This is a genomic window from Microbacterium sp. AISO3 (assembly GCF_002204305.1).
Classification (GTDB): domain Bacteria; phylum Actinomycetota; class Actinomycetes; order Actinomycetales; family Microbacteriaceae; genus Microbacterium; species Microbacterium arborescens.
On sequence record NZ_NHRF01000001.1, the window covers coordinates 161,343 to 184,722 of the forward strand.

Sequence of the window (23,380 nt, forward strand, 5' to 3'; positions counted from 1 at the left end):
CCGGGATAATGGCCGGGTGAGCGCCCTCGATCTGCCCGGCTGGAAGCACGTCTACTCCGGCAAGGTCCGCGACCTCTATCGCCCCGCCGACGGCCCGGCCGACCGGATGCTGGTGGTCGCCAGCGACCGCGTCAGCGCGTTCGACCAGGTGCTCGAACCCGGAATCCCGGGCAAGGGCGAACTGCTGACGCGCCTCAGCCTGTGGTGGTTCGCGCAGCTCGCGGGCGCCGACGGCGGACGCCCGATCCCCAACCACGTCCTCGGGCTCCAGCCCCCGGCAGAGGTCGCGGGCCGGGCGATGGTCGTGCGCGAGCTCGACATGCAGCCGATCGAGTGCGTCGTGCGCGGCTACCTCACCGGCTCCGGCTGGGCGGAGTATCAAGACAGCGGCACGGTGTGCGGCATCCCGCTTCCCGCCGGCCTGCAGAACGGCGACCGGCTGCCCGAACCGATCTACACCCCCGCCTACAAGGCGCCCCTCGGCGAGCACGACGAGAACATCTCGTTCGAGCGTTCCGTCGAGCTCGTCGGTGCCGAGACCGCGGCCGCGCTGCGCGACGCATCGCTCGAGATCTACCGACGTGCCGCGACCCTCGCCGAGAGCAAGGGACTCATCCTCGCCGACACGAAGTTCGAGTTCGGCCTCGACGCCGACGGGGTGCTGACCCTCGCCGACGAGGTGCTCACGAGCGACTCGTCGCGCTACTGGGATGCCGAGGCCTGGCGCACCGGCACGACGCCCGCCGAGCGCATGGCGAGCTACGACAAGCAGATCGTGCGCGACTGGCTCGCGGGCGCCTGGGACAAGACCGGCACTCCCCCGGCCCTCCCCGACGACATCGTCGAGCGCACCGCGGCGAAGTACCGCGAGCTGCTCGAGACGCTCGCCGGCTGACTCCGGTACCGTCCTTCGCGGCGCGGGTCGCGCGGCTCCGCGGAGCGCCGACCGGGCATCCAGGGATCTCACAGATAGGGTGGGGCCGCTCTCGCGCTCCATCCCGAATCCCTCATCCTTCCCGAGGAGTCCCATGCCCATCTGGTCCCTCCACGGCGACGGCCGCACCGTCGCGCGCGGCGCCGTCGTCAAGCCCGGCGAGCGCCTGAACTGGCCCGGCACCATCGCCATCGGCGCGCAGCACGTCGTCGCCATGTTCGGTGCGACGTTCCTCGTTCCGATCATCACCGGCTTCCCGGTCTCGACGACCCTGCTCTTCTCGGGTCTCGGCACCCTCGTCTTCCTGCTCATCACGCGCAACAAGCTGCCCAGCTACCTCGGCTCGTCGTTCGCGTTCATCGCCCCCATCACGGCACTCAACGGCGGCAACCGCCTCGAGACCGCCGAGCAGATCACGCAGGCGCTCCTCGGCGTCGTCGTCGCGGGCCTCCTGCTCGCGGCGGTCGGCTTCATCGTGCAGGCCTTCGGCACCGGCTGGATCGAGAAGCTCATGCCTCCCGTGGTCGCCGGAGCGATCGTCGCGCTGATCGGCTTCAACCTCGCCCCCGCGGCGTGGAACAACTTCCAGCTGCAGCCCGAGATCGCCACCGTGACCCTGTGCGCCGTCATCCTGTTCAGCGTGCTGTTCCGCGGGTTCCTCGGCCGCATCTCGATCTTCCTCGGCGTGATCGTCGGCTACGTCGTGGCCGCCGTCACCGGGCAGGTCGAGTTCGAGGCCGTCGAGGCCGCCGCCTGGTTCGGTCTGCCCGACTTCCACCTCGTGGCGATCGGGGATGCCGCGGCCTGGTCCATCGTGCCGATGTTCCTGCCGGTCGTGCTCGTGCTGATCGCCGAGAACGTCGGCCACGTGCGCGGCGTCGCGACCATGACCGACGACCCGTCGATCAACAAGCACACCGGTCGCGCCCTCATCGCCGACGGTGTCGCGACGACCCTCGCGGGCGGCTTCGGCGGCTCGGGCACCACGACCTACGGCGAGAACATCGGCGTCATGGCCGCGACCCGCGTCTACTCGACCGCCGCGTACTGGGTGGCCGGCATCGTCGCGATCCTCCTCGCCTTCTCGCCCAAGGTCGGGGCGGTGTTCAACACCATCCCGGCGGGCGTGCTCGGCGGCGTCACGACGGCCCTCTACGGCCTGATCGGGGTCATCGGCATCAAGATCTGGGTCGACAACCGCGTCGACTTCTCGCGCCCCGTCAACCAGTACACCGTCGCGGTGTCGTTCGTCATCGCGATCGCCGGCTTCGCGATGAACTTCGGCTCGCTGCAGTTCGGCGCGATCGTCCTCGGCACCATCGCCGCCCTCGTGATCTATCACGCGGGCAACGCGATCGCCCGCTGGCGCAAGACCGGCGCCGACGACGGCGGCCCCATCCCCGCGGTAGGCCCGCTGGGCGGCGACCCCCAGTAAGCGCAGCGCGCCCGAGTGCACGGCATCCCGTCGAAAGGACGACTTTCACACGCGAGGATGCCGTGCACTCGGCGTTTTGCCGTGCACTCGGCGCCACCCGGGGGGGAATGACATGGGGGGTGTGGGGGTTGTGTATGTGTGTGAATGAGAAATTGGCGGATGCCACCAGGATGGGCGCCGTCACCCTGCTGGTCGGCGACCTCGACGCGATGACGCGTTACTACCGCGACGTCGTGACCCTGCAGGTGCTTGCCGCCGAGGGCGACACCGTCACGCTCGGGCGTTCCGGTCGACCGATCGTGATCCTGCGCCACGAGCCCTCGCTACGCCACGCGGCTTCAGGGTCGGCGGGCCTGTTCCACACGGCGATCCTCTTCGAGACGCAGGCAGCCCTCGCGGCCGCGCTCTACAGCGTCGCCCGTCACGCGCCTTCGACTTTCAGCGGCAGCGCCGACCACCTCGTCAGCCAGGCGTTCTACTTCACCGACCCCGAGGGCAACGGCATCGAGCTCTACTGGGACCGAGACCGCAGCACCTGGTCGTGGACCCACGGACAGGTCGAGATGGACACCCTCTTCCTCGATCCCAACGCCTTCCTGCGCGAACACCTCGACCCTGCGACGCTCGACGGCGCGGGCAGCGCCGCCTTCACACCGTCCGATCCCGCCCGCGTCGGACACGTGCACCTCTCGGTCGGCGACGTGGCGACCGCACGGGCGTTCTATGTCGACGCCCTGGGGTTCGACACGACCGCGGCGCTCGGCGATCAGGCCCTCTTCGTCAGCGCGGGCGGCTACCACCACCACATGGCGATGAACGTGTGGAACTCCCGGGGGGCGGGGCCGCGCATGCCGGCGCTCGGGCTCGGCCGCGTCGACCTCGCCCTGCCGACATCCGACGATCTCGGGGCCCTCACCGAGCGTCTGCGTCATCACGGCGTCGCGGTGCGCGACGACGGGCGGACGGTCGCGTTCGACGACCCCTGGAACAACACGCTCCACGCCGCCCTGGCCTGAGCGTCAGGCCAGGCGTCAGGCCGAGCCGCGGACGATGAGCTCGGTGTCGAGGATCGTCACCTCGGGCGGAGACATCCCCGCGAGCCGGGCGAGCAGGACGTCGGCCATGCACTCGCCCTGCGTGAACGACGGCTGCCGCATCGTGGTCAGCTGGGGCTCGGTCGTCAGTGCGACGGGCGAATCGTCGAAGCCCACGACGGCGACCTCGTCGGGGATCCGGATGCCTTCGGCCGCGAGCACCTGCATCGCGCCGCGCGCCATGAGGTCGCTGGCGACGAAGAGGCCGTCGAGCGGCTCACCCGCCGCGAGGATGGCGCGCATGGCGACGGCGCCGGACTCGGTCGTGAAGTCGCCCTGCACGACGGGAGCCGGAGTGAGTCCCGACTCCGCGAGCGCCACGCGGTAGCCCTCGGCGCGGTCGACGCCGGCGGGCATAGAGGGCGGACCCGTGATCGCGCCGATGTGCCGGCATCCGCGGCCGATGAGGTAGGCCGTGGCATCGCGCGCACCGGCGACGTTGTCGACGTCGATGTAATAGTCGCCGGCCCGCGACCGCACCGGACGGCCGCCGTAGACCACGGGGATCGCGGCTGCGATGCGCTCGATGAACGTGTCGCTCGTGTGGTGCGACACGATGATCGCCCCGTCGACGGCGCCGCTGCGCACGTACTGAGCGGTCTTGTCGCCGGGGTCGGCACTGGCCATGATCAGGTTCAGCACGTAATCGCTGCGGCTGATGCGCGAGTTGATGCCCGAGACGACCGACGCGAAGAACGGATCGCCGAACACGCGGCTGGTGTCTTCTGGGACGACCAGGGCGATCGCCATCGTCGACCGGCTCGCGAGCGAACGCGCCGCACGGTTGGGAACGTAGTTGAGCTCGGCGATCGCACGGCGCACCGACTCGAGCGCGGCCGGGCTGACGGCGGTCGAGCCGTTGACGACGCGCGACACGGTCGAGCGCGATACACCGGCGACGGCCGCGACCTCTTCGATGGTCGCGGCCGTCCGGTTCTGGTCGGAGATCACAGGTGGGCTACCTCGGGACGGCGGTCCGGGCGGCGTCCGCCGCGGCGGGAACGTCGATCGCACGATCTGCGATGACCCGACGATACTCCTTCGCGCTGTCCTTCAGCGTCCGCTCCTGAGTGTGGTAATCCACGTGCACGATCCCGAAGCGCTTCTCGTAGCCCCACGCCCATTCGAAGTTGTCGAGCAGCGACCAGTAGAAGTAGCCGCGCACATCGACACCGGCCTCCTGCGCATCGAGGATCGCACCGAGATGAACCCGGAGGAACTCGGTGCGCTCGGCGTCGGGAACCGTCTTCTCGCCTTCCACCTCGACGAGCTCGTCGTCGTAGGCGGCGCCGTTCTCGGTGACGTAGAGGATCGTGCCCACGGGCTGGGCGTACTCGGTCCACACGCGCTCGAGCAGCTGGGTCAGCCCCGCGGGCTGCACCTCCCAGTGCATCGACGTCCGCGGCAGGCCCCGCTCGTGCCAGTAGATGTCGTGACCGGCGGGCCAGGGCGACCCGGTCTTACGATCGGTCGGTGCATCGCCCGGGGTCGGCGGGTGGGGGTCGGGACGACCGCCCACGAACTCGCCGTGGTAGTAGTTCACTCCGAGGGCGTCGAGCGGCTGCGCGATGATCGCCTCGTCGCCCGGGCGCACGGCATTCCGCCAACGCTCGACCGCCGCGGCATCCACCTTCTCGATGTCGGCGACGATGTCGCCCGGGTACGCGGCCCGGAAGATCGGGTCGAGGAACCAGCGGTTGAACTGTCCGTCGATACGTCGCGCGGCGTCGACGTCGGCGGCGTCGGCCGGGTCGACGGGCTCGGCGACCGTGAGGTTCAGCGTGATGCCGAGCGACAGCGACTCGTCCCGCTCGCGCAGCGCGGCGACGGTCTGCCCGTGGCCGAGCAGCAGGTGGTGCGCCGCGAGCATGCCGTCGCCGATGTCGAACCGTCCGGGAGCGTGGATGCCCGCGGTGTAGCTGAGGAACGACGAGCACCACGGCTCGTTGAGCGTCGTCCAGTGGTGCACACGGTCGCCGAGGGCGTCGTGCATGTCGAGGGCGTACTCCGTGAAGCGGTCGGCCGTCTCGCGCAGGGTCCAGCCGCCCCGCTCCTCGATGGCCTGCGGCAGATCCCAGTGGTAGAGCGTCAGCCACGGGATGATGCCGGCGCCGAGCAGTTCGTCGACGAGCCGCTCGTAGAAGTCGACGCCCTGCGGGTTGAGCGGGCCGCCGTCGGGACGCACGCGCGACCACGAGGTCGAGAACCGGTACGTGTCGAGGCCGAGCTCCTTCATGAGCGCGACGTCGTCACGGTAGCGGTGGTAGTGGTCGCACGCGACGTCGCCGTTGTCGGCGTTGATCACGGCACCGGGAACACGGGCGAACGCATCCCAGATCGACGCGGTACGGCCGTCTTCGAAGGCCGCGCCCTCGATCTGGTACGCCGCGGTGGCTGCTCCGAAGAGGAAGCCGGTCGGGAAGCTGCGCGAAGCGTTCATGTTCTCCTGCTGAGTGCGGTCGAGGTTCAGGGTCATCCCTTCACCGCCCCGGCCATGATGCCACTGACGAGCTGCTTGCCCGCGAAGATGAACAGCAGCAGCAGCGGGATGGTGGCGAGGATGACGCCCGCGAGCACGACCGAGTAGTCGACGAAGTAGTTCGACTGCAGCAGCGACAGCGCCACGGGAAGCGTCGGGTTCTGCCGGTCGAGCACGATGAACGGCCAGAAGAAGTTGTTCCAGGCTCCGACGAAGGTGAAGAGGAACAGCATCGCCGCGGCCGGACGCGCCGCGGTCATGCCGACGGTCCAGAACGTGCGGATCATCGACGCGCCGTCGACGCGCGCGGCCTCGATGAGCTCGTCGGGCACCGCCTGGCGCAGGTACTGCGTCATCCAGAACACCCCGAAGGCGCTCGTGAGGGCGGGGATGATGATTGCGCCGATCTGCCCCGTCCACCCGAGCTCGGAGAACAGGATGTAGAGCGGCACGACGCCGAGCTGCTGCGGCACGGCCATCGTGGCGATGACGAAGACGAGCAGCGCCGGACCGCCGTGGAAGCGCAGCTTCGCGAAGGCCCAGCCGGCGAGTGTCGAGGTGATCACGACGGCGGCGGCGATGAGGAACGAGCTGTAGATCGAGTTCCACAGCGCCGGCCAGAAGTTGACCGCCGGGTTGGAGATGACCGACAGCGCGTTCTCGATGAAGTTGCCGCCGGGGATCCACGGGAAGGGCTTGCGGAGGGTGGTGGAGTCGCCCGAACCGATCACGAAGGACCAGTACAGGGGGAACACCGCCGAGAGGAAGACGGCCCCGAGGATGCCGTAGGTCCAGATCCCGGGCCGGCTGCCGCGGATGCGGCGGGCGCGGGCTCCGCGACGCTGCTCGCGAGCGGTCGGGATCCCTTCTTCCACCGTGGCGAGAGGGGCGGGAGTGCCGATGGTGCTCATGCCTGGTTCTCCTTCAGCGCGCGCTGCGCCTGCTTGGCCTGCTGCTTCTGCTGCCGTTTGCTGAGCTCGCGCCTCAGCCCCTCGTCTCGGACCAGGGTCCGGGTGACCACGAGGTTGACCAGGCCGATCAGCACGATGATGAGGAAGAGGATCCACGCCATGGCGGCGGCGCGACCGAAGTTCCACTGTCCCCAGCCGACGTCGTAGAGGTAGAGCGTGATGGTCAGCCACTGCTGGGCCGAGCCACCGCGGCCCGCCTGATCGAACACGCGCGGCTCGTCGAAGATCTGCAGACCGCCGATCGTGGCGGTGATGATGACGAAGATGAGCGTGGGCTTGAGCGAGGGCAGGGTGATCGAGAAGAACTGGCGCACGGGGCCCGCGCCGTCGACGGTGGCGGCCTCGTAGAAGTCGCGGTTCACCGCCTGCATGGCTGCGAGCAGGATGAGGGTGTTGTAGCCCATCCAGCGGTAGTTCACCATCGTCGCGATGGCGATGTGGCTCCAGAACGGCTCGACGTGCCAGGGGATGGCGCCGATGCCGATCGACTGGAGGATGCCGTTGATGAAGCCCGACTGGTCGGCGAACATCGCGTTGAAGATGAGGCCGACGGCGATGGGAGCGACGACGTAGGGGACGAGCACCGCCATGCGCCAGAAGGTCTTGGCGCGGATGTTGCGGTCGAGCACGGCCGCGATGAAGATCGCGAGCACGAGCTGCGGAACGCTCGAGAGCAGGAAGATGCTGAAGGTGTTGCGCAGGGCCGTCCAGAAGTGGGGCTGCGTCAGGATCCAGATGTACTGGTCGAATCCGATGAACTCGCCCTCACCGCGGATGAGGTCCCAGTCCATGAACGAGATCACCGCGGTGTACGCGATGGGGAAGAGCCCCACGATCGCGAACATGATGAAGAAGGGCGAGATGTAGAGGTACGGCGAGAAGCGGATGTCCCACTTGCTGAGCTTCTGCGAGAAAGAGATGACCCGCGGGGGACGACCGCCGTCGTCGGTTCGGGGGGAGCGCGTCGCCGGGCGCTGCTGTGTCGTGGTCACGATCGTCCTTCGGGTGCGTGGGCGGGGAACGCCGGGGCGCACCGGCGATGCGGTGCGGTGCGCCCCGGCGGGGCGGGTCAGAAGCTTCCGACCTCGTTCACCCAGGTCTTCCAGGAGGTCTCCTTGTCCTCGATGCCGTCGAAGACACGCGTGATGGCGTTGCCGAGGGCGTCGTGGAACTGGAAGTACTTCGGACCCTTGAAGGTCGTCACGGTGATCGCGTTGGCGCGGTCGATGCCGATCTCACCCGTGGGCGCGTTGTTGAAGTACTCGCTGACGAACCCGGTCAGGTCGGGGCTCGACTGCGCCTCGGGCTGGCTCGGGAAGGTGCCGGCGTTGTTGAAGGCCTTGATCTGCGTCTCGGGCGACGTCAGCCAGTCGGCGAGCTTCTGCGCGTTGGTGAGGTTCTTGCCGTTCGCGGGGACCACGAGGTACGAACCGCCCCAGTTGCCGCCGCCCTCGGGGAACGCGTTGGCGATGTCCCAGCCGGCGATGTCGGGCGCTTCGCCCTCGATGATGCCGTGCATCCACGGCGGGCACAGCATGGCGGCGAACTTGCCGCTCGCCATGGCGGCGTACCAGTCGTCGGTCCACTGTCCCGGGTAGGCGGAGATCGGGATCGCCTTGTCGACGACGGTGTCGTAGGCCTCGCGGATGTCGGGGTTCTCGGTCGCGATGACCGTGCCGTCCGGCTCCTCGTAGGCGACCTCGAGCTGGTTCACGACCCCCTGCAGGACGGAGTTGGCCGAGTCGATGAAGGGCTGGCCGGTCTTGGCGACGTAGTCGCTGCCGATCTGGAAGAAGGCGTCCCACGTCGGGAAGAGCTTCGCGACCTCTTCGCGGTCGGTGGGCAGGCCGGCGGCCTCGAACAGGTCGGCGCGGTAGCAGATGGCCTGCGGTCCCACGTCGGTGCCGTAGGCGACGAGGTTGCCCTCGGCATCGGTCGCCGCCTTCTCCTTCCAGTCGAGCCAGCGGCCGGCGAGCTCGTCGGGAACCGGCGCGATCAGGTCGGAGTACTGCATCATCTCGGGGAACCAGTCGACCTCGACGCCCTCGACGTCGGCGAGGCCGGTCTTGCCGAGCTTCTGGAAGAAGTTGGTGCGGGCGTCGTTCGAGGTCGCCGCCTTGGTGTGGACGACCTTGATGCCGGTCTCCTCGGTGAACTCCGCGAGCAGCTCGTCGGTGTAGCCGAAGTCGTTGAACGTCGCGAGGGTCACGGTGTCGGAGTCGCCACCGGATGCGGCCTGGTCACCTCCGCCCGAACATCCGGCGAGGACGATGGCCGAGGTGGTTGCGACGCCGGCCACGAGGCCGATCCGCCGCAGTGCGCGTGAATTCACGTGTCACTCCTTCGTGATTGCGGGTATCTGGTGCGCGGCGGTTCGCACCCGACTTTGGGAGCGCTCTCACCGATTGACCATGACCATACGGGAGCGCTCCCAGGATCACAAGAGAGCGCTCCCAAAGACGATGGTCACGATCCGGTCACGAGACCGGCCGGATGCGGCGAACGAGGCGCGCATCCCACCCGTAGACTGGTCGCGCACCCATCCCGCGACCTCCGGAGCGAGCAATGCCCACCATCGTCGTCGACGTCATGCCCAAGGCCGAGCTGCTGGATCCGCAGGGCAAGGCGGTATCGGGGGCCCTCACCCGCCTCGGCGTCGCCGGTTTCTCCGACGTCCGCATCGGCAAGCGCTTCGAGCTCACCGTCGACCGCGCCGACGACGCGACCCTCGAGACCGCTCGCCGCATCGCCGACGAGATCCTCTCGAACTCGGTCATCGAGGACGTCGTGAACATCGAGGTCGTGGAGTGACCGCGCGCATCGGTGTCATCACCTTCCCGGGCTCGCTCGACGACCGCGACGCGCAGCGCGCCGTCCGGCTCGCCGGCGCCGAGCCCGTCGCGCTCTGGCACGGCTCGCACGACCTCGACGGCGTCGACGCGCTCGTCCTGCCCGGCGGCTTCAGCTACGGCGACTACCTCCGCGCCGGCGCGATCGCGGCGCACGCGCCGATCATGGCCGAGGTGAAGGATGCCGCCGCCAAGGGGATGCCGATCCTCGGCATCTGCAACGGATTCCAGATGCTCGTCGAGGCGCACCTGCTGCCCGGCGGCCTGATCCGCAACGCCCACCAGCAGTTCATCCGCCGCGACCAGCGCCTGGTCGTCGAGAACGCCGACACCGCGTGGACGAGCGGCTTCGAGACCGGCCAGGAGATCGTCATCCCGCTGAAGAACGCCGACGGCGGCTTCACCTGCTCGGCCGAGACGCTCGAGCAGATCGAGGGCGACGGTCTCGTCGCCTTCCGCTACCGCGGCGTGAACCCCAACGGCTCGCTCGACGACATCGCCGGCCTCACGAACGAGCGCGGGAACGTCGTCGGACTCATGCCGCATCCCGAGCACGCCGTCGAGCCGGGCTTCGGCCCGAACACCACCGAGGCGATGCGCTCGGGCACCGACGGACTCACGTTCTTCACGTCGGCCGTCGCCGCGGTGCTCGCCCGCGTCTGAGCGCCGGGTCGGTAGCGTTGGGGGCATGAGCGAATCCCCCGGCACCGTCATCGTCAGCGTTCCCACCGATGAGCTGGCGGCCGACATCGGCCCTCTTCCCGACGGAGTCGAACTGGTCGTCTGGGACCTCCGCTCTCCGGCGCCCCGCGGTGCGTTCGACATGGTGGTCCCGCCCTACATGTCGGGCAAGCGACTGCTCAGTGCACTGGGCGACGTGAAGGTCGGGCTTCTCCAGAGCCAGTCGATCGGCTACGAGGGCATGGGCGCTTACCTGCCCGAGGGCACGAGGCTCGCGAACGCAACGAGTGTCCACGAGACGGCGACCGCCGAGATCGCGGTCGGTCTCACCATCGCCGCGCAGCGCGACCTCGCGGATTACGTCCGCAACCAGGAGTCGGCGCGGTGGGCCCCGCAGTTCAGCCGCAGCGTCGCCGACCGCACCGTGCTGGTGCTCGGCTACGGCGGCGTGGGCAAGGCCGTGGCATCCCGCCTGCTCCCCTTCGAGACCACGATCATCCCGGTCGCGTCCCGCGCGCGCGACGAGGACGGGGTCCACGTCCACGGCATCGACGAGCTCGACGAGCTGCTGCCGCACACCGACATCCTCATGATCACGCTCCCCGGCGGCGAGCCGACGAAGGGGCTCATCGGCGCCCGCGAGCTGGCGCTGCTTCCCGACGGCGCACTCGTCGTCAACGTCGGGCGCGGCACCGTGCTCGACACCGACGCCCTCGTGGCCGAGCTGCAGGCGGAACGTCTGCGCGCCGCGCTCGATGTCGTCGACCCCGAGCCGCTGCCGGAGGACCACCCGCTGTGGCGCGCCCCCGGGGTGATCGTCGTGCCGCACGTGGGCGGGGCGGCCGACGCCATGCGTCCGCGCATCGCGAAGCTCGTCCGGACCCAGATCGAGCGCCTCGCCGCCGGCGAGGAGCCGGTCAACGTCGTCGACGCCTGACGACGCCCGACGCCTGACGACGCCCGGCGTCAGGCGGCGGGTGCCCGGCCGTCGGGCGCCCGTCCGTCATCCGGCGGATGGTCGACGTCGCGGCCGTGCCACAGGTCGGAGCACTCCACGCCGACAGCACCGATGCGCCTGAGGTAGGCACCCGCCCCCTCATCGCCGGAGACCGCGCGCGCGGCGGCGTCCCAGTGCGCTCGCCCGAGGACGACGGGATGGCCGGGACGCCCGCCGAAGACGGCGCGATGACGCGCGCGAGCGTCACCGGCGGCGGCGGTCAGCAGCCGGGCCACCGCTCGGGCTGGCAGCTCGGGGACGTCGACCGGCACGATGACCGCGACGGCGGCGTCGGTGCCGGATGCCGCCGCGAGCGCCGCGCGCACGGTCGCCGACAGACCCTCGCGCCAGTCCTCGACCACGCGCGCGCGTGCCCCCGCGGGGACAGGCGCCTCCGGCGCGGCACCGAGCATCACGAGGATCGGCTCGCACCCGGCCGCAGCGAGCGCCGCCACCACCCCGTCCAGCCAGGCGCGTCCCCCGGGCGCGACCGCCAGCGCCTTCGGCATGCCGTAGCGCGTGCCGGCTCCGGCGGCGAGCACGATTCCGACGGGGGGAGTACGACGCGGCGCGACGTCGTCCGTCACGTGACCAGGTGGTCGACGCGGCATCCCTCCGACGCCGTGTCTCGATGGATCGGGCCCGATCCGGCGCGCAGCGGCGCACCCGTTCCACCGCGCCGCGCGGCCACGACCTCGGCCAGGATCGACAGCGCCACCTCGGCGGCGCTCGTACCGCCCAGGTCGAGCCCGATCGGCGAACGCAGCCGGTCGACGAGCGCTGTCGGTACCCCGGCTTCGACGAGCCGACGGACGCGGTCCGCGCACGTCGCGCGGCTGCCCATCGCACCGACGTACGCGGCCGGCGACACGAGCGCGGCGGCGAGCGCGGGAACGTCGAACTTCGGGTCGTGGGTGAGCACGCAGACGGCGGTGTGCACGTCGAGGCCGGCGGCTGCGAGATAGCGACCGGGCTGGTCGACCACGACCTCCGCGGCCGGGAAGCGGTCGGGGCGAGCGAAGACGTCTCGCGGGTCGACGACGACGACGTGGAACCCCGCTGCGGTCCCGAGCGCGACCAGGGCAACCGCGACCTCGACGGCGCCCACCACGATGAGCCGCGGCGGTGCGCCGAACTGCAGGTCGACGCTCCCAGCGGGCGCGGGGGTGGGGGCCGTGCCCGCGTCGATGATCGAGGCCGACCCCATCCCATCGCCGGCCGTCCGCAGCCGGAGCACCGTGGCGACGCCGTCGCGGTCACGCGCGGCGAGAAGAGCGAGCGTCGCAGCCTCGGGCGACCCGGGTACGAGCGCGCGCACCAGCACCTCGATCGTCCCGCCGCACGAGAGCCCGACCGCGACGGCGTCGTCATCGGCGATGCCGAAGCGGTCGACCACCGCGTCGTCTCCGGCGAGCACCTCGACGCACCGCTCGTAGACGGCTCCGTCGACGCATCCCCCCGACACGTTGCCGAACGCCCGCCCGTCGGCCGCGACCAGCATCGAGGCGCCGATCTCGCGCGGCGAACTGCCGGCTGCGGCCACCACGGTCGCCACGGCGACGGCGCGGCCCGCGGCCAGCTCATCGCGGGCGACGGCGAGGATCTCGCGCATGGGACCTCCTCGGGGCGGCGACGGGACTCCTCCGCACGTTAGGCCTCACGTGTTGCCGGTTCGTTGCGGCTCGTTGCGGCGACGTGAAACACGAGCGAAATGCGGGGCTGATTCACTCATGCGACGTCCGAGCCGAGAGGAGCCCCATGGACATCACGACCGTCACCGGCTTCCGCGCCGCCCGGACACGCGACGATCTCGTGCTCGCGCCGGGCGAGAGGTTCATCGCCGGAGGCACCTGGCTGATGTCGGAGCCGCAGCCGGGGACGACCGGCTTCGTCGACCTCACGACGATGGGCTGGCCCGAGCTCGAGGTCGATGAGAACGGCCTGCGCATCGCCGCGACGTGCACCATCGCGCGACTCGTCGCCTTCGCAGCCGGGCGCCTCGAGGTGGCCCCCCGCACCGACTGGACCGCGCTCGACCTCGTGCCGGCCGCGGCGAACGCCCTGCTCGCGAGCTTCAAGATCTGGAACACCGCCACGGTCGGCGGCAACCTCTGCCGCGCCTTCGCCGCGGGGGCCATGATCAGCCTGTGCGCTGCGCTCGACGGCGTCGCGGTGATCTGGCACGCCGACGGCGGGGAGACGCGGATGCCGGTGGCCGAGCTCGTCGTCGACGACGGCGCGACCTGCCTCGCGAGGGGCGACCTGCTGCGGGCGATCGAGCTGCCCGCCGCGACGCTGCGCTCGCGCGCGGTGCTCCACAAGATCGCCCTCGCCGAGCTCGGCCGGTCGGGAGCCGTCGTCACCGGGCGCCTCGACGACGACGGGTCGGCCACATTCACGATCACAGCCGCCGTCCGGCGCCCGGTCGTGCTGCGCTTCTCGGGAATCCCGTCCGACGCGGCGCTGGTCGCGGCCGCCGAGGCGGCACCCGGCTATTACAGCGACCCGCTCGGTGCCGCGGACTGGCGCCGCGGAGTCAGCTCCGTGCTCGCTCGCCGAGCCGCCGCCGACCTGCGGCGCGAGAGGGACCGGATGGAGCCCGCATGACCGCCGACGCCGTCAGGTTCGAGGTCGACGGGGTGGCGGTCGAGGCCGCGCCCCGCGCCGGGCAGTGCTTGCGCACGATGCTCCGCGAGACGGGCCGCCTCGAGGTCAAGAAGGGCTGCGACGCGGGCGACTGCGGCGCCTGCTCGGTGCTGCTCGACGGCGAGGCGGTGCATTCCTGCCTCATCCCGGCGGCGCGGCTCGACGGTCGCAGCGTGACGACTGCGGCCGGTCTCGCACCCGGCGACGAGCTGCATCCGGTGCAGGAGGCCCTCGTCGAGCATTTCGGCTTCCAATGCGGGTTCTGCTCGCCGGGTCTGAGCGTGACGGCTTCGACCCTGTGCGCCGACGACCTCGACGACCTCGACCGTCGACTCAAGGGCAACCTGTGCCGGTGCACCGGCTACCGCCCGATCCGCGAGGCCGTCCGCGCCTCGGTGCTCGGCCCCGTGCGCGAGACGGGTGTGCCCTTCTCGGCCGAGGGAGCTCCCGCGGCCCCGCGCGGAGTCGGCCGTTCGGTGTCGCCCGAGGCCGCGCGACGCGTGGTGCAGGGCCGTGAGCCGTACACGTTCGACATCGCCGACACCCCGGCCGGTCCGCCGCTCGTGCTGCGCGTGGTCGGATCGCCGCACGCGCACGCCCGCATCCTCGCGATCGACACGGATGCGGCGCGGGCCGTGCCCGGCGTCGTCGCGGTGCTCACCCCGGCCGACGTCCCCCGCATCCGCTATTCGACGGGCCGGCACGAGCACCGCGAGGACGACCCCGACGACACCCTCATGCTCGACGAGGTCGTGCGCCACGTCGGACAGCGGGTCGTCGCGGTGGTCGCCGAGACCGCCGAGGCCGCCGACGCCGCCCGGCGTCTCGTGCGCGTGGAGTACGAGGTGCTGCCGGCGGTCTTCGACCCCGAGGAGGCACGGAGCGCCGGCGCCCCGCTGCTGCATCCCGACCGCACGCCCGCCGACCGCGTCGACGACGCCGGCCGCAACGTGATCGCGGGACTCCACCGCGAGACGGGCGACACCGCGGCCGCTCTGGCGGCGAGCGCCGCCGTCGTCAGCGGCACCTGGTCGACGCAGCGCGTCTCGCACGCGCAGCTCGAGACGCACGGCTCCGTGGGATGGCTCGACGACGCGGGACGCCTCGTCATCCGCTCCTCCACCCAGGTGCCGTTCCTCGCCCGCGACGAGATCGCCCGGCTGTTCGACCTGCCCACCGACCGGGTGCGGGTGTTCACGGCGCGCGTGGGCGGCGGCTTCGGGGGCAAGCAGGAGATCTTCACCGAGGACCTGGTCGCGCTGGCGGTACTGCGCACGGGCCGACCGGTGGCCTACGAGTTCTCGCGGACGGAGCAGTTCCAGCGCGCGTCGCTGCGGCATCCGATGCGCGTGTCGGTGACCCTCGGCGCCGACACCGACGGCCGGCTGACCGCGATGACGGTGGATCTGCTGAGCGACACCGGAGCCTACGGCAACCATTCGCGCGGGGTCATGTTCCACTCGCTCGCCGAGTCGGTCGCGCTGTACCGCTGCGATGCCGTGCGCCTCGACGCCGAGGTCGTCTACACGAACAACGTCCCCTCGGGCGCCTTCCGCGGATACGGGCTCGGCCAGGTCATCCTCGGCGTCGAGTCGGCGATGGACATGCTCGCCGAGCAGCTCGGCATCGACCCGTTCGAGCTGCGCCGTCGCAACGCGGTCGGACCGGCGGATGCGACGCACGAGCACGACCTCGTCTGGGGCAGCTACGGCTTCGACCAGTGCCTCGACCTCGCCGAGGCCGCGCTGCGACGCGGCAACGAGGTCGTCGCGCCCGACGGCTGGCTCGTCGGCGAAGGCATGGCGGCGGCCATGATCGCGACGATGGCACCGTTCGGCCACATCGCCCACACGACCGCGACGCTGCGTCCCGACGGCTCGTACCTCCTGCGCACCGGCACGGTCGAGTTCGGCAACGGCACGAGCACGGTGCACCGCCAGATCGCGTCGTCGGTGCTGGGCAGCGAGCACCTCGAGGTGCGCAGCGCCGACACCGACGCCGTGCATCACGACACGGGCGCGTTCGCCTCGGCCGGCATCACCGTCGCCGGGAAGGCCCTGCACGCCGCCTGCCTCACCCTGGCCGATCGGATGCGACAGGCCGCGGCCGCGCTCACGGAGACCTCCCCGGCCGACGCGGTGCTGCAGCCCGACGGCTCGGTGCGCACCCCGGTGCGGCTCGTCGGCCCCGCTGAGCTGATCGCCGCCGCCGATCCGGCGCACCGCGACGAGCACGGGCTCACCGCCGACGGCAGCGAGCTCGGCGAACAGCGATCGCTCGCCTTCAACGTCCACGCCGTCCGCGTCGCGGTCGACCCCGAGACCGGATCGGTGCGCATCCTCCAGTCCGTCCAGTCGGCGGACGCGGGGGTCGTGCTCAACCCGGCCCAGTGCCGCGGACAGGTCGAGGGCGGAGTCGCGCAGGGCATCGGCAGCGCCCTGTACGAAGAGGTGATGATCGACGACGGCGGGCGGGTGAGGAACCCGGTGTTCCGCACCTACCGCGTGCCGCAGTCGGCCGACATCCCCGACACCGAGGTCTTCTTCGCCGAGACCGACGACGCGCTCGGACCGTTCGGCGCGAAGTCGATGAGCGAGTCGCCCTACAACCCCGTCGCGCCCGCGATCGGCAACGCGATCGCCCGCGCCCTCGGGCGACGACCCTACGAGCAGCCCTTCAGCCGCGACCGGATCTGGCGGCTGGCTCAGCACGGCCCCCGCTGAGCCGCGACGCGCCGGAAGCCGTCACAGCATCGAAACACGAGCGCGACGGTGACCGAAATATTCAAGCAATAGCTTCAAGCCAGCACCTCCCCGCAGCGGCATCCGTGCACCCGCGCTGCGTTCCTGCACCCGCACACCCGAAGGAGAACCGATGCCCGCACCGCGCATCCGGAAACACCGCCTCGCCGCGACCCTGGCCACCGCCGCCGTCGCCGCCCTCGCCCTCTCGGCCTGCTCGTCGAGCTCCGCCGAGCCCGGCGCATCGGGCTCCGACGACTCCGCGTCATTCGGCGAGATCAGCGTGCAGTACTCGTGGATCAAGAACGAGGAGTTCGCCGGCGAGTTCTACGCCTACGAGAACGGCTACTACGACGAGGCCGGCTTCGACGAGGTCATCGGCATCTCCGGGCCCGACACGGGCGTGGCGAAGCTGCTGTCGGGCACCGTGCAGGTCGCGCTCTCGGACGCCGCCTCGGTAGGCGCCGCCGTCGCCGAGGAGGATGCGCCGCTGAAGATCATCGGCGCGACCTTCCAGAAGAATCCGTTCACGATCCTCTCGCTCGCGGACGGCGGCAACATCGCGACCCCGCAGGACCTCATCGGCAAGACGATCGGCGTCCAGGACTCCAACGCCTCAGTGTTCGCGGCCCTGCTGAACGCCAACGGCATCGACCCGAGGGAGGTCACCGTCGTTCCCGTCGACTTCGACCCGACCCCGCTCATGGACGGCCAGGTCGACGGCTTCATGGCCTACCTCACCAACGAGGCGCTGACCGTCGAGCTCGCGGGCTACGACATCACCAACCTCTCGTACGCCGAGAACGGCGTGCCCTACGTGGCCGAGACGTTCACCGTCACCGACCAGTACCTCGCCGAGAACAAGGAGCTCCTCAAGGAGTTCCTCATCGCCGAGATCAAGGGCTGGACCCAGGTGTTCCAGCAGCCCGTCGACGACACCGTCAGCCTGGTGCAGAAGTACTACAACCAGGCCGCGGAGGAGTCGGAGGACGGCCTCGAGGCCGTGTTCGGCGCCCTCGACCCCGCGAAGACGACCGCCGGCATCGCCGCTCAGAACCTGCTCATCTCGACCGAGGAGACCGAGGCCAACGGCCTCTTCACGATCTCGGACGACCTGAAGCAGCAGACGGTCGACTCGCTCGCCGCCGCAGGCTGGAAGGTCTCGGTCGACGACCTGTTCGACACCACCATCATCGACGAGATCTACGACGAGAACCCGGAGCTGCTGGACTACCTTCCGTAGGTTCGGACGCTTCCCTCCATCACATGACACACGACGACACCCGGGATGCCGGTGCCCCTCGCGGCACCGGCATCCTGATCGACGGCCTCAGCAAGACCTTCCACACCGGCCGCGGCCGGACCGTGACGGCCCTGCAGGACACCCACCTCCACACCGACAAGGGCTCGTTCCTCGCCCTGCTCGGCCCCTCGGGGTGCGGCAAGTCCACCATCCTGCGCATCCTCGCCGACCTCGAGAACCCGACCGCGGGCGAGGTCCGCGTCGACGGCAAGACCCCCCACGAGCTGCGTCGCGACCACGAGCTGGGCATCGCCTTCCAGGACCACGCCCTGCTCCCCTGGCGCAGCGTGCTGGCCAACATCCGCCTGCCCTTCGAGATCGCGGGTCGCACGCCCGATAAGGCCTACATCGACGAGCTCATCAAGCTCGTCGGGCTCACCGGCTTCGAGAAGTCCAAGCCCGCCCAGCTGTCCGGCGGCATGCGGCAGCGCGTGTCGATCGCCCGCGCGCTCGCGCTCAAGCCGTCGGTGCTGCTGCTCGACGAGCCGTTCGGCGCGCTCGACGACATGACCCGGCAGAACCTCAACCTCGAACTGCTGCGCATCTGGACCGAGAAGCCCGCGACGACGCTGCTCGTCACCCACGGCATCTCCGAGGCGATCTTCCTCTCCGACCGTGTCGCGGTCATGTCGCCGCGGCCCGGGCGCGTGGTCGAGATCATCGACGTCGACCTGCCGCGCCCGCGGACTCCCGAGATGATGCGGACTCCCGAGTTCCACGCGCTGGTCGACCGCGCGTCCGAGCTGCTCTTCGGCAGCGACGGCCGCGCCGACGCGGAGTCGTGATGCGCCGCGCCGGAATGCCGACCTGGCTCGCAGGCGTCATCGGGGCCGTCGTGCTGATCGCGGCGTGGTGGCTGCTATCGGTCACGGCGTTCTCGCCGCCCGAGGGCACGACCTTCACCCCCGTCCCCTCGCCGTTCACCGTGTTCGAGACCATCGTCCGCGACGGTCTGGCGCCGTACTGGACGGTGTTCCAGGTCACGATCGGCGAAGCGATGATCGGCTACGTCTGGGGCAACGCGATCGCGCTCCTCCTCGCGTCGACGGTGCTGCTCCTCCCCCGCCTCGAGGTCGTCGTCACCCAGATCGCCGTCGTCAGCTACTGCCTACCCGTCGTCGCCGTCGGCGGCATCGCGATCGTCGTGCTGGGCGGGGCCAAGCGCGCGGGCGATCCGAGCGCGACCGCGATCTTCCTCGCGGCGCTCGCGGTCTTCTTCACCACGGTCGTCGGCGCGCTGCTCGGGTTCAAGGCGGCCGACAAGGCGGCGCTCGATGTCGTGCGCGTCTACGGCGGGTCGCGGTGGACGCAGCTGCGCAAAGTGCGCCTGATCGCCGCCACCCCCGCCATCCTCAACGCGCTGCAGATCGCCGTGCCGAGCGCCTTCCTCGGTGCCATCCTCGGCGAGTACATGGGCGCGATCGACCGGGGCGTGGGCATCACCCTCATCAAGCTGCAGGGCGACCTCGACTCGCCGCGCGTCTGGGCGGTGTTCCTGCTGTCGGCGATCGTCGCCCTCATCGGATACGCGGCCCTCGGCCTCGTCGCGCGTCTCGTCACGCCGTGGGTCTCGGGGAGGTCGGCCGCATGATCGTCGCCCTCCGCCGCTCCGTCGGCCGCTCGCTGATCAACGCCCTCGCGACCGTGCTCATCGTGCTCGCGCTGTGGTGGGCCGTCGTCAACCTCACGGGCATCTCGACCTACGTCGCCAAGGGCCCCGGCGAAGTGTGGGAATTCTTGTTCACCGCCGACGACGCCGCCGAGAACCGCATGGGCCTGTGGCCGCTCATCGGCCAGACCGTGCAGGACGCCGCCCTCGGGTTCGGCGTCGGCATGCTCGTCGCGCTCCTGCTCGCCGTGGCGTTCTCGCTGTCGAAGGCGATCGAGGCGGGCGTCATGCCGCTCGCGCTGCTGCTGCGCTCGGTGCCGCTCGTGGCCATCGCGCCGGTCATCATCCTGATCACGGGCCGCGGCACCGCGGCATCCGTCGCCGTCATCGGCTCGATCGTCGTGCTCTTCCCCGCCCTCGCCTCGATCCTGTTCGGCCTGAGCCGCGCGACGAAGGAGAGCCTCGACCTCGTGCACGTCTACGGCGGCGGACGCCTCGCGCAGCTGCGCAAGGTCAGCGTGCCGGGCGCGCTGCCCTCGCTCTTCGCCGCCGCCCGCGTCTCGGTGCCGGGCGCCGTCACCGGCGCCCTCCTCGCCGAGTGGCTGTCGACGGGGCAGGGCATCGGCGGCATGATCGTGAAGTTCACCGCGACCGCCCGCTTCGACGACCTGTGGGCGTCGGTGGCGATCATCACGCTGCTGACCCTCGTGCTCTACAACCTCGTGCAGATCGCCGAGACCCTCGTCCTCACCCGCATGGGCATGACGACCTCGGTGGCCTGACGGGTCTGCCGAACCAAACCGCGAGACGACACACGCGCAGCTGTCGTCTCGCGGTCCGGAGGGACGGGCGGGCCGAGGGTCAGTGAGGGTGCGTGGGGCGGCGACGCGCGACCTCGGCGAGGCTCTCGTGCAGACGCGCAGACGCCTCGGCGGCCAGGGGGTTCGTCGACGTGCCGCGATCGTCGACCAGGACGCCGCCGACGTACACGCGCGTCAGGTTGCGGGGACTCATCGCGAGCACGTAGCTGCGCACCGGATGCCACAGCGGACCCACATCGGGACGCCGGGGGTCGACCACCACGAAATCGGCCAGCTTGCCCACCTCGAGCGAACCGACCCGGTCGGCGACGCCCATGATCTCAGCCGCACCGAGGGTGTGCAGCCGCAGCACCTGCTCGGGCATCATCGCGAGCGGATCCTGCAGGCGCGCCCGCTGCTGGTAGATGCCCATGCGCATGTTCTGCCAGGGATCCGAGACATCCGTGCACGCCTGATCGTCGAGCCCGATGCCGACCTTCATGCCCTTCGCGAGCATCTCGGGTACCTGCGCGGTCCCCGACGCGAGCCGCCCGTTCGAGGCCGGCTGCCACGACATCGCGGCGCCGCCCGCGACGGCCTCGTCGATGATCTCGGGCGTCGTCTGGATGAAGTGACCGAAGACGAGACCGAGACCGAGCGCCCCGGCATCCCGATACTGCGCGAACTTCGACCGCTGGTGCTCGACCGCCTCCGGCGACTCGAGAAAGTGCGCCTGATTGGTGACGCCGTAGCGGCGCATCGCCTCGACCTCGAGCCACGCCGCCTCCGCGCGGGGCGACCACTGCACCTGGCCCATGATCGACGCGCCGAGCGCGAAATCGGGGTCCATCGCGCGGGTGTGCGCGACCGACGCGGCGAACCGGGCGAAGATCTCGTCGTCGGAGCCGACGGTGACATCCATGCCGATCGAATCGACGAACCGGATGCCGGCGTCGCGCGTCGCGTCGGCCTGACGCGTGTGGTACTCGAGCTCGCGCATACGGGCGTCGCCCACGCGCTTGCCGTCGACCATCGACTCCCAGGACTGCAGCGGGTCGGTGAAGTTGTAGGCGGTGGTCACGCCGTTCGAGAGGAAGTCGAGGGCGCCGTGGAGCGTCGACCAGTAGACGTCATCGGCGGTCATGTGGGCGGTGGTCCCGAGCATCGCGTCGCACCAGCCGTAGAGCGTCTCGGCGACCCCGAGTCCGCGCAGACCCGAGGTGAACAGGTGCGAGTGGCTCGAGACGAACCCGGGGGCGACGAACGAGCCTCCGGCGTCGAGGATCTCGTCGGCGGTGGTGCCCACGGGCGGATCCCCGGCGCCGATGGCGGCGATGCGCCCGTCGTCGTCGACGAGCATCCATCCCTCCTCGATGTAGCCGGGGTCGTCGGTGCCGGCGGGCACCGTGATGAGGCGGGCGTGGGTCACGAGCAGGCGCATACCCGCACGCTACCGAGCCCATGTTTCGCCCTCGGGTCAGGGGTATTGCGCCCGCGCGGTGGCGATCTCGCGGGTCGCCGGCCGGGTCAGGCGGCGGCGCGGCGGTCGGCGGCGAGGTGCAGGACGGATTCGGCGAGGGCGCGGATGCCGCGGGCGACGTCAGCGGTGGAGACGTCCTCGTCGGGGTGGTGGCTGATGCCGTCGGGGTTGCGCAGGAACAGCATCCCGATGCCGGTGAGACCGCCGAGAGCCATGCCGTCGTGCCCCGCCCGGCTGAAGATCGCGGGCGGCTCGTCGGTCACCTCGCCCGCCGCCGCGCGGATGCCCTCGCGGACGACGTCCTGCAGCAGCGGCGCGCAGGCGACCGCCGCGGCGTTGTGGATCTCGCGGTGCTGCCAGCGCAGTCCGCGACGGCCCATGATCTCGTCGAGCTCGGCGGCGAGCCGCTGCCAGACGCGGTCGCGCTCACCGTCGAACTCGCCCCGCAGGTCGAGGGAGAACTGCACCTCGCCGGGCACGATGTTCACGCCGCCCGGGAACGCCTCGAACTGGCCGACCGTCCCGATGATGTGATGCTCGGCCCGGCAGATCCGCTCGACCGCGAGAGCCGCCTCGGATGCGCCCAGCAACGCGTCGCGCCGCATGTCGTAGGGCGTGCCTCCGGCGTGCCGCGCCTCGCCCTCGACCGACAGCAGGAAGCGTCGGGCCGAGGCGATCGACGAGACGACGGCGAGCGATTCGCCGCTCCGGTGCAGTTGCGGGCCCTGCTCGATGTGCGCCTCGAGGTAGCCGACGAGCTCGTCCGACCGGCGAGCCGCCTCGCCGACCCGCCCGGGGTCGAGGCCGAACTCCCGGAAGGCCTGGGCCAGGGTCGTCCCCTCGACGTCGGCGAGGTCCCACCACCCGTCGTCCCAGACACCGCCGACGGCCGACGACCCGAGCAGCGCCTTGCCGAAGCGCGTGCCCTCCTCGTCCCAGAACGCGGCGACCTCGAGGGCGAACGGCAGGGGCGAACGCCACGACGAGCCGTCGTCGTCGGCGGGCTCGCGCAGCATCCGCACGACCTCGATCCCCATCAGGACACCCACGATGCCGTCGTAGCGCCCGGCGTCGGCCACCGTGTCGAGATGCGAGCCGATCATGAGCGCGGGCTCGTCGCCGGCGGTGTCGAGTCGGCCGATCTGATTGCCGGCGGCATCCTGGCGCGTGGTCATGCCGACCTCCCGCATCCATTCGGCGGCGAGACGGTTGACACGGGCGTGCTCGGGCGAGAGGTAGACGCGCTCGATCCGGTCGGGGGCCGCGCTGATGCGCGCGAGATCGTCGCAGCGCGACATCACCCGTCGTGCCGCGTCGGCGATGCGTTCGGGCGATACGGGGAGCAGAGCGGATGCCACGGC

General features: G+C 70.7%; 21 protein-coding genes. 12 read left to right on the plus strand and 9 right to left on the minus strand.

The features are described from left to right. Positions 1-16 precede the first annotated feature (16 nt). The 3 genes from CBF90_RS00730 (at position 17) to CBF90_RS00740 (ending at position 3,385) form a co-directional block, all read left to right on the plus strand. Positions 17-895 (plus strand): phosphoribosylaminoimidazolesuccinocarboxamide synthase, encoded by an 879-nt coding sequence (locus CBF90_RS00730; protein WP_023953123.1) that lies wholly within the window; start codon positions 17-19, stop codon positions 893-895. 133 nt (positions 896-1,028) lie between these two features. Then, the gene (locus CBF90_RS00735; protein ID WP_064955181.1) at positions 1,029-2,369 is read left to right on the plus strand and encodes a uracil-xanthine permease family protein; all 1,341 of its coding nucleotides are present in this window, start codon (positions 1,029-1,031) and stop codon (positions 2,367-2,369) included. Between the two features lie 170 nt (positions 2,370-2,539). Further along, entirely contained in the window at positions 2,540-3,385 is an 846-nt protein-coding gene (locus tag CBF90_RS00740) for a VOC family protein (RefSeq protein ID WP_242435548.1), read from the plus strand. Positions 3,386-3,400: 15 nt separating this feature from the next. On the opposite strand, the gene CBF90_RS00745 is transcribed toward CBF90_RS00740, so the two are convergent. From CBF90_RS00745 to CBF90_RS00765, 5 genes are all read right to left on the minus strand, one after another. Beyond that, complete coding sequence (locus CBF90_RS00745) at positions 3,401-4,414, minus strand: LacI family DNA-binding transcriptional regulator (protein ID WP_023953127.1); 1,014 nt, start codon at positions 4,412-4,414, stop codon at positions 3,401-3,403. Positions 4,415-4,421: 7 nt separating this feature from the next. After that, positions 4,422-5,939, minus strand: a complete 1,518-nt coding sequence (locus tag CBF90_RS00750) for a GH1 family beta-glucosidase (RefSeq protein ID WP_242435549.1) — start codon at positions 5,937-5,939, stop codon at positions 4,422-4,424. Then, positions 5,936-6,853 carry a carbohydrate ABC transporter permease gene (locus CBF90_RS00755; RefSeq protein ID WP_023953129.1) on the minus strand — a complete coding sequence of 306 codons (918 nt, stop codon included), beginning with the start codon at positions 6,851-6,853 and terminating at the stop codon, positions 5,936-5,938. Before CBF90_RS00755 ends, CBF90_RS00750 begins: the two co-directional genes overlap by 4 nt. After that, entirely contained in the window at positions 6,850-7,908 is a 1,059-nt protein-coding gene (locus tag CBF90_RS00760; RefSeq protein WP_088379866.1) for a carbohydrate ABC transporter permease, read from the minus strand. The genes CBF90_RS00755 and CBF90_RS00760 overlap by 4 nt, the downstream gene beginning before the upstream one ends. 74 nt (positions 7,909-7,982) lie before the next feature. Continuing rightward, entirely contained in the window at positions 7,983-9,245 is a 1,263-nt protein-coding gene (locus tag CBF90_RS00765; RefSeq protein ID WP_023953131.1) for an ABC transporter substrate-binding protein, read from the minus strand. 233 nt (positions 9,246-9,478) lie between these two features. Here CBF90_RS00765 and purS point away from each other — a divergent pair, with 233 nt between their 5' ends. The 3 genes from purS to CBF90_RS00780 are packed head-to-tail and all read left to right on the plus strand — an operon-like array spanning position 9,479 to position 11,380. Continuing rightward, complete coding sequence (gene purS, locus CBF90_RS00770; protein ID WP_023953132.1) at positions 9,479-9,724, plus strand: phosphoribosylformylglycinamidine synthase subunit PurS; 246 nt, start codon at positions 9,479-9,481, stop codon at positions 9,722-9,724. Then, entirely contained in the window at positions 9,721-10,425 is a 705-nt protein-coding gene (gene purQ / locus CBF90_RS00775) for a phosphoribosylformylglycinamidine synthase subunit PurQ (protein WP_088379663.1), read from the plus strand. Before purS ends, purQ begins: the two co-directional genes overlap by 4 nt. A gap of 25 nt (positions 10,426-10,450) precedes the next feature. Then, positions 10,451-11,380 carry a 2-hydroxyacid dehydrogenase gene (locus tag CBF90_RS00780; RefSeq protein ID WP_023953136.1) on the plus strand — a complete coding sequence of 310 codons (930 nt, stop codon included), beginning with the start codon at positions 10,451-10,453 and terminating at the stop codon, positions 11,378-11,380. A 29-nt stretch (positions 11,381-11,409) separates the two neighbouring features. On the opposite strand, the gene CBF90_RS00785 is transcribed toward CBF90_RS00780, so the two are convergent. Further along, positions 11,410-12,027 carry an NTP transferase domain-containing protein gene (locus CBF90_RS00785; protein WP_242435550.1) on the minus strand — a complete coding sequence of 206 codons (618 nt, stop codon included), beginning with the start codon at positions 12,025-12,027 and terminating at the stop codon, positions 11,410-11,412. Further along, positions 12,024-13,052 (minus strand): XdhC family protein, encoded by a 1,029-nt coding sequence (locus CBF90_RS00790; RefSeq protein WP_088379665.1) that lies wholly within the window; start codon positions 13,050-13,052, stop codon positions 12,024-12,026. Before CBF90_RS00790 ends, CBF90_RS00785 begins: the two co-directional genes overlap by 4 nt. A 146-nt stretch (positions 13,053-13,198) precedes the next feature. Here CBF90_RS00790 and CBF90_RS00795 point away from each other — a divergent pair, with 146 nt between their 5' ends. The 6 genes from CBF90_RS00795 (at position 13,199) to CBF90_RS00820 (ending at position 20,521) form a co-directional block, all read left to right on the plus strand. Further along, positions 13,199-14,047 (plus strand): FAD binding domain-containing protein, encoded by an 849-nt coding sequence (locus CBF90_RS00795; protein WP_088379666.1) that lies wholly within the window; start codon positions 13,199-13,201, stop codon positions 14,045-14,047. Continuing rightward, positions 14,044-16,809, plus strand: a complete 2,766-nt coding sequence (locus CBF90_RS00800) for a molybdopterin-dependent oxidoreductase (RefSeq protein WP_088379667.1) — start codon at positions 14,044-14,046, stop codon at positions 16,807-16,809. The genes CBF90_RS00795 and CBF90_RS00800 overlap by 4 nt, the downstream gene beginning before the upstream one ends. Positions 16,810-16,960: 151 nt before the next feature. Further along, positions 16,961-18,070 (plus strand): ABC transporter substrate-binding protein, encoded by a 1,110-nt coding sequence (locus CBF90_RS00805; protein WP_088379668.1) that lies wholly within the window; start codon positions 16,961-16,963, stop codon positions 18,068-18,070. 23 nt (positions 18,071-18,093) lie between these two features. After that, positions 18,094-18,915 carry an ABC transporter ATP-binding protein gene (locus CBF90_RS00810; protein WP_088379669.1) on the plus strand — a complete coding sequence of 274 codons (822 nt, stop codon included), beginning with the start codon at positions 18,094-18,096 and terminating at the stop codon, positions 18,913-18,915. After that, positions 18,915-19,721 (plus strand): ABC transporter permease, encoded by an 807-nt coding sequence (locus CBF90_RS00815; protein WP_023953149.1) that lies wholly within the window; start codon positions 18,915-18,917, stop codon positions 19,719-19,721. The genes CBF90_RS00810 and CBF90_RS00815 overlap by 1 nt, the downstream gene beginning before the upstream one ends. Then, the gene (locus CBF90_RS00820; protein WP_023953151.1) at positions 19,718-20,521 is read left to right on the plus strand and encodes an ABC transporter permease; all 804 of its coding nucleotides are present in this window, start codon (positions 19,718-19,720) and stop codon (positions 20,519-20,521) included. Before CBF90_RS00815 ends, CBF90_RS00820 begins: the two co-directional genes overlap by 4 nt. A 79-nt stretch (positions 20,522-20,600) precedes the next feature. Here CBF90_RS00820 and CBF90_RS00825 read toward each other — a convergent pair whose 3' ends face one another. Both CBF90_RS00825 and CBF90_RS00830 read right to left on the minus strand, forming a co-directional pair. Beyond that, positions 20,601-21,980, minus strand: coding sequence for an amidohydrolase family protein (locus tag CBF90_RS00825; RefSeq protein ID WP_088379670.1), 1,380 nt, complete (start codon positions 21,978-21,980; stop codon positions 20,601-20,603). A gap of 86 nt (positions 21,981-22,066) precedes the next feature. Continuing rightward, positions 22,067-23,377 (minus strand): Zn-dependent hydrolase, encoded by a 1,311-nt coding sequence (locus CBF90_RS00830; protein ID WP_242435551.1) that lies wholly within the window; start codon positions 23,375-23,377, stop codon positions 22,067-22,069. Positions 23,378-23,380 lie beyond the last annotated feature (3 nt).

Coding starts and splice junctions, on each gene's coding strand:
- CBF90_RS00735 (WP_064955181.1), top strand. CDS start 1,029: ATGCCCATCTGGTCCCTCCACGGCGACGGCCGCACCGTCGCGCGCGGC.
- CBF90_RS00740 (WP_242435548.1), top strand. CDS start 2,540: ATGGGCGCCGTCACCCTGCTGGTCGGCGACCTCGACGCGATGACGCGT.
- CBF90_RS00750 (WP_242435549.1), bottom strand. CDS start 5,939: ATGACCCTGAACCTCGACCGCACTCAGCAGGAGAACATGAACGCTTCG.
- CBF90_RS00755 (WP_023953129.1), bottom strand. CDS start 6,853: ATGAGCACCATCGGCACTCCCGCCCCTCTCGCCACGGTGGAAGAAGGG.
- purS (WP_023953132.1), top strand. CDS start 9,479: ATGCCCACCATCGTCGTCGACGTCATGCCCAAGGCCGAGCTGCTGGAT.
- CBF90_RS00780 (WP_023953136.1), top strand. CDS start 10,451: ATGAGCGAATCCCCCGGCACCGTCATCGTCAGCGTTCCCACCGATGAG.
- CBF90_RS00790 (WP_088379665.1), bottom strand. CDS start 13,052: ATGCGCGAGATCCTCGCCGTCGCCCGCGATGAGCTGGCCGCGGGCCGC.
- CBF90_RS00795 (WP_088379666.1), top strand. CDS start 13,199: ATGGACATCACGACCGTCACCGGCTTCCGCGCCGCCCGGACACGCGAC.
- CBF90_RS00800 (WP_088379667.1), top strand. CDS start 14,044: ATGACCGCCGACGCCGTCAGGTTCGAGGTCGACGGGGTGGCGGTCGAG.
- CBF90_RS00805 (WP_088379668.1), top strand. CDS start 16,961: ATGCCCGCACCGCGCATCCGGAAACACCGCCTCGCCGCGACCCTGGCC.
- CBF90_RS00810 (WP_088379669.1), top strand. CDS start 18,094: ATGACACACGACGACACCCGGGATGCCGGTGCCCCTCGCGGCACCGGC.
- CBF90_RS00815 (WP_023953149.1), top strand. CDS start 18,915: ATGCGCCGCGCCGGAATGCCGACCTGGCTCGCAGGCGTCATCGGGGCC.
- CBF90_RS00820 (WP_023953151.1), top strand. CDS start 19,718: ATGATCGTCGCCCTCCGCCGCTCCGTCGGCCGCTCGCTGATCAACGCC.
- CBF90_RS00825 (WP_088379670.1), bottom strand. CDS start 21,980: ATGCGCCTGCTCGTGACCCACGCCCGCCTCATCACGGTGCCCGCCGGC.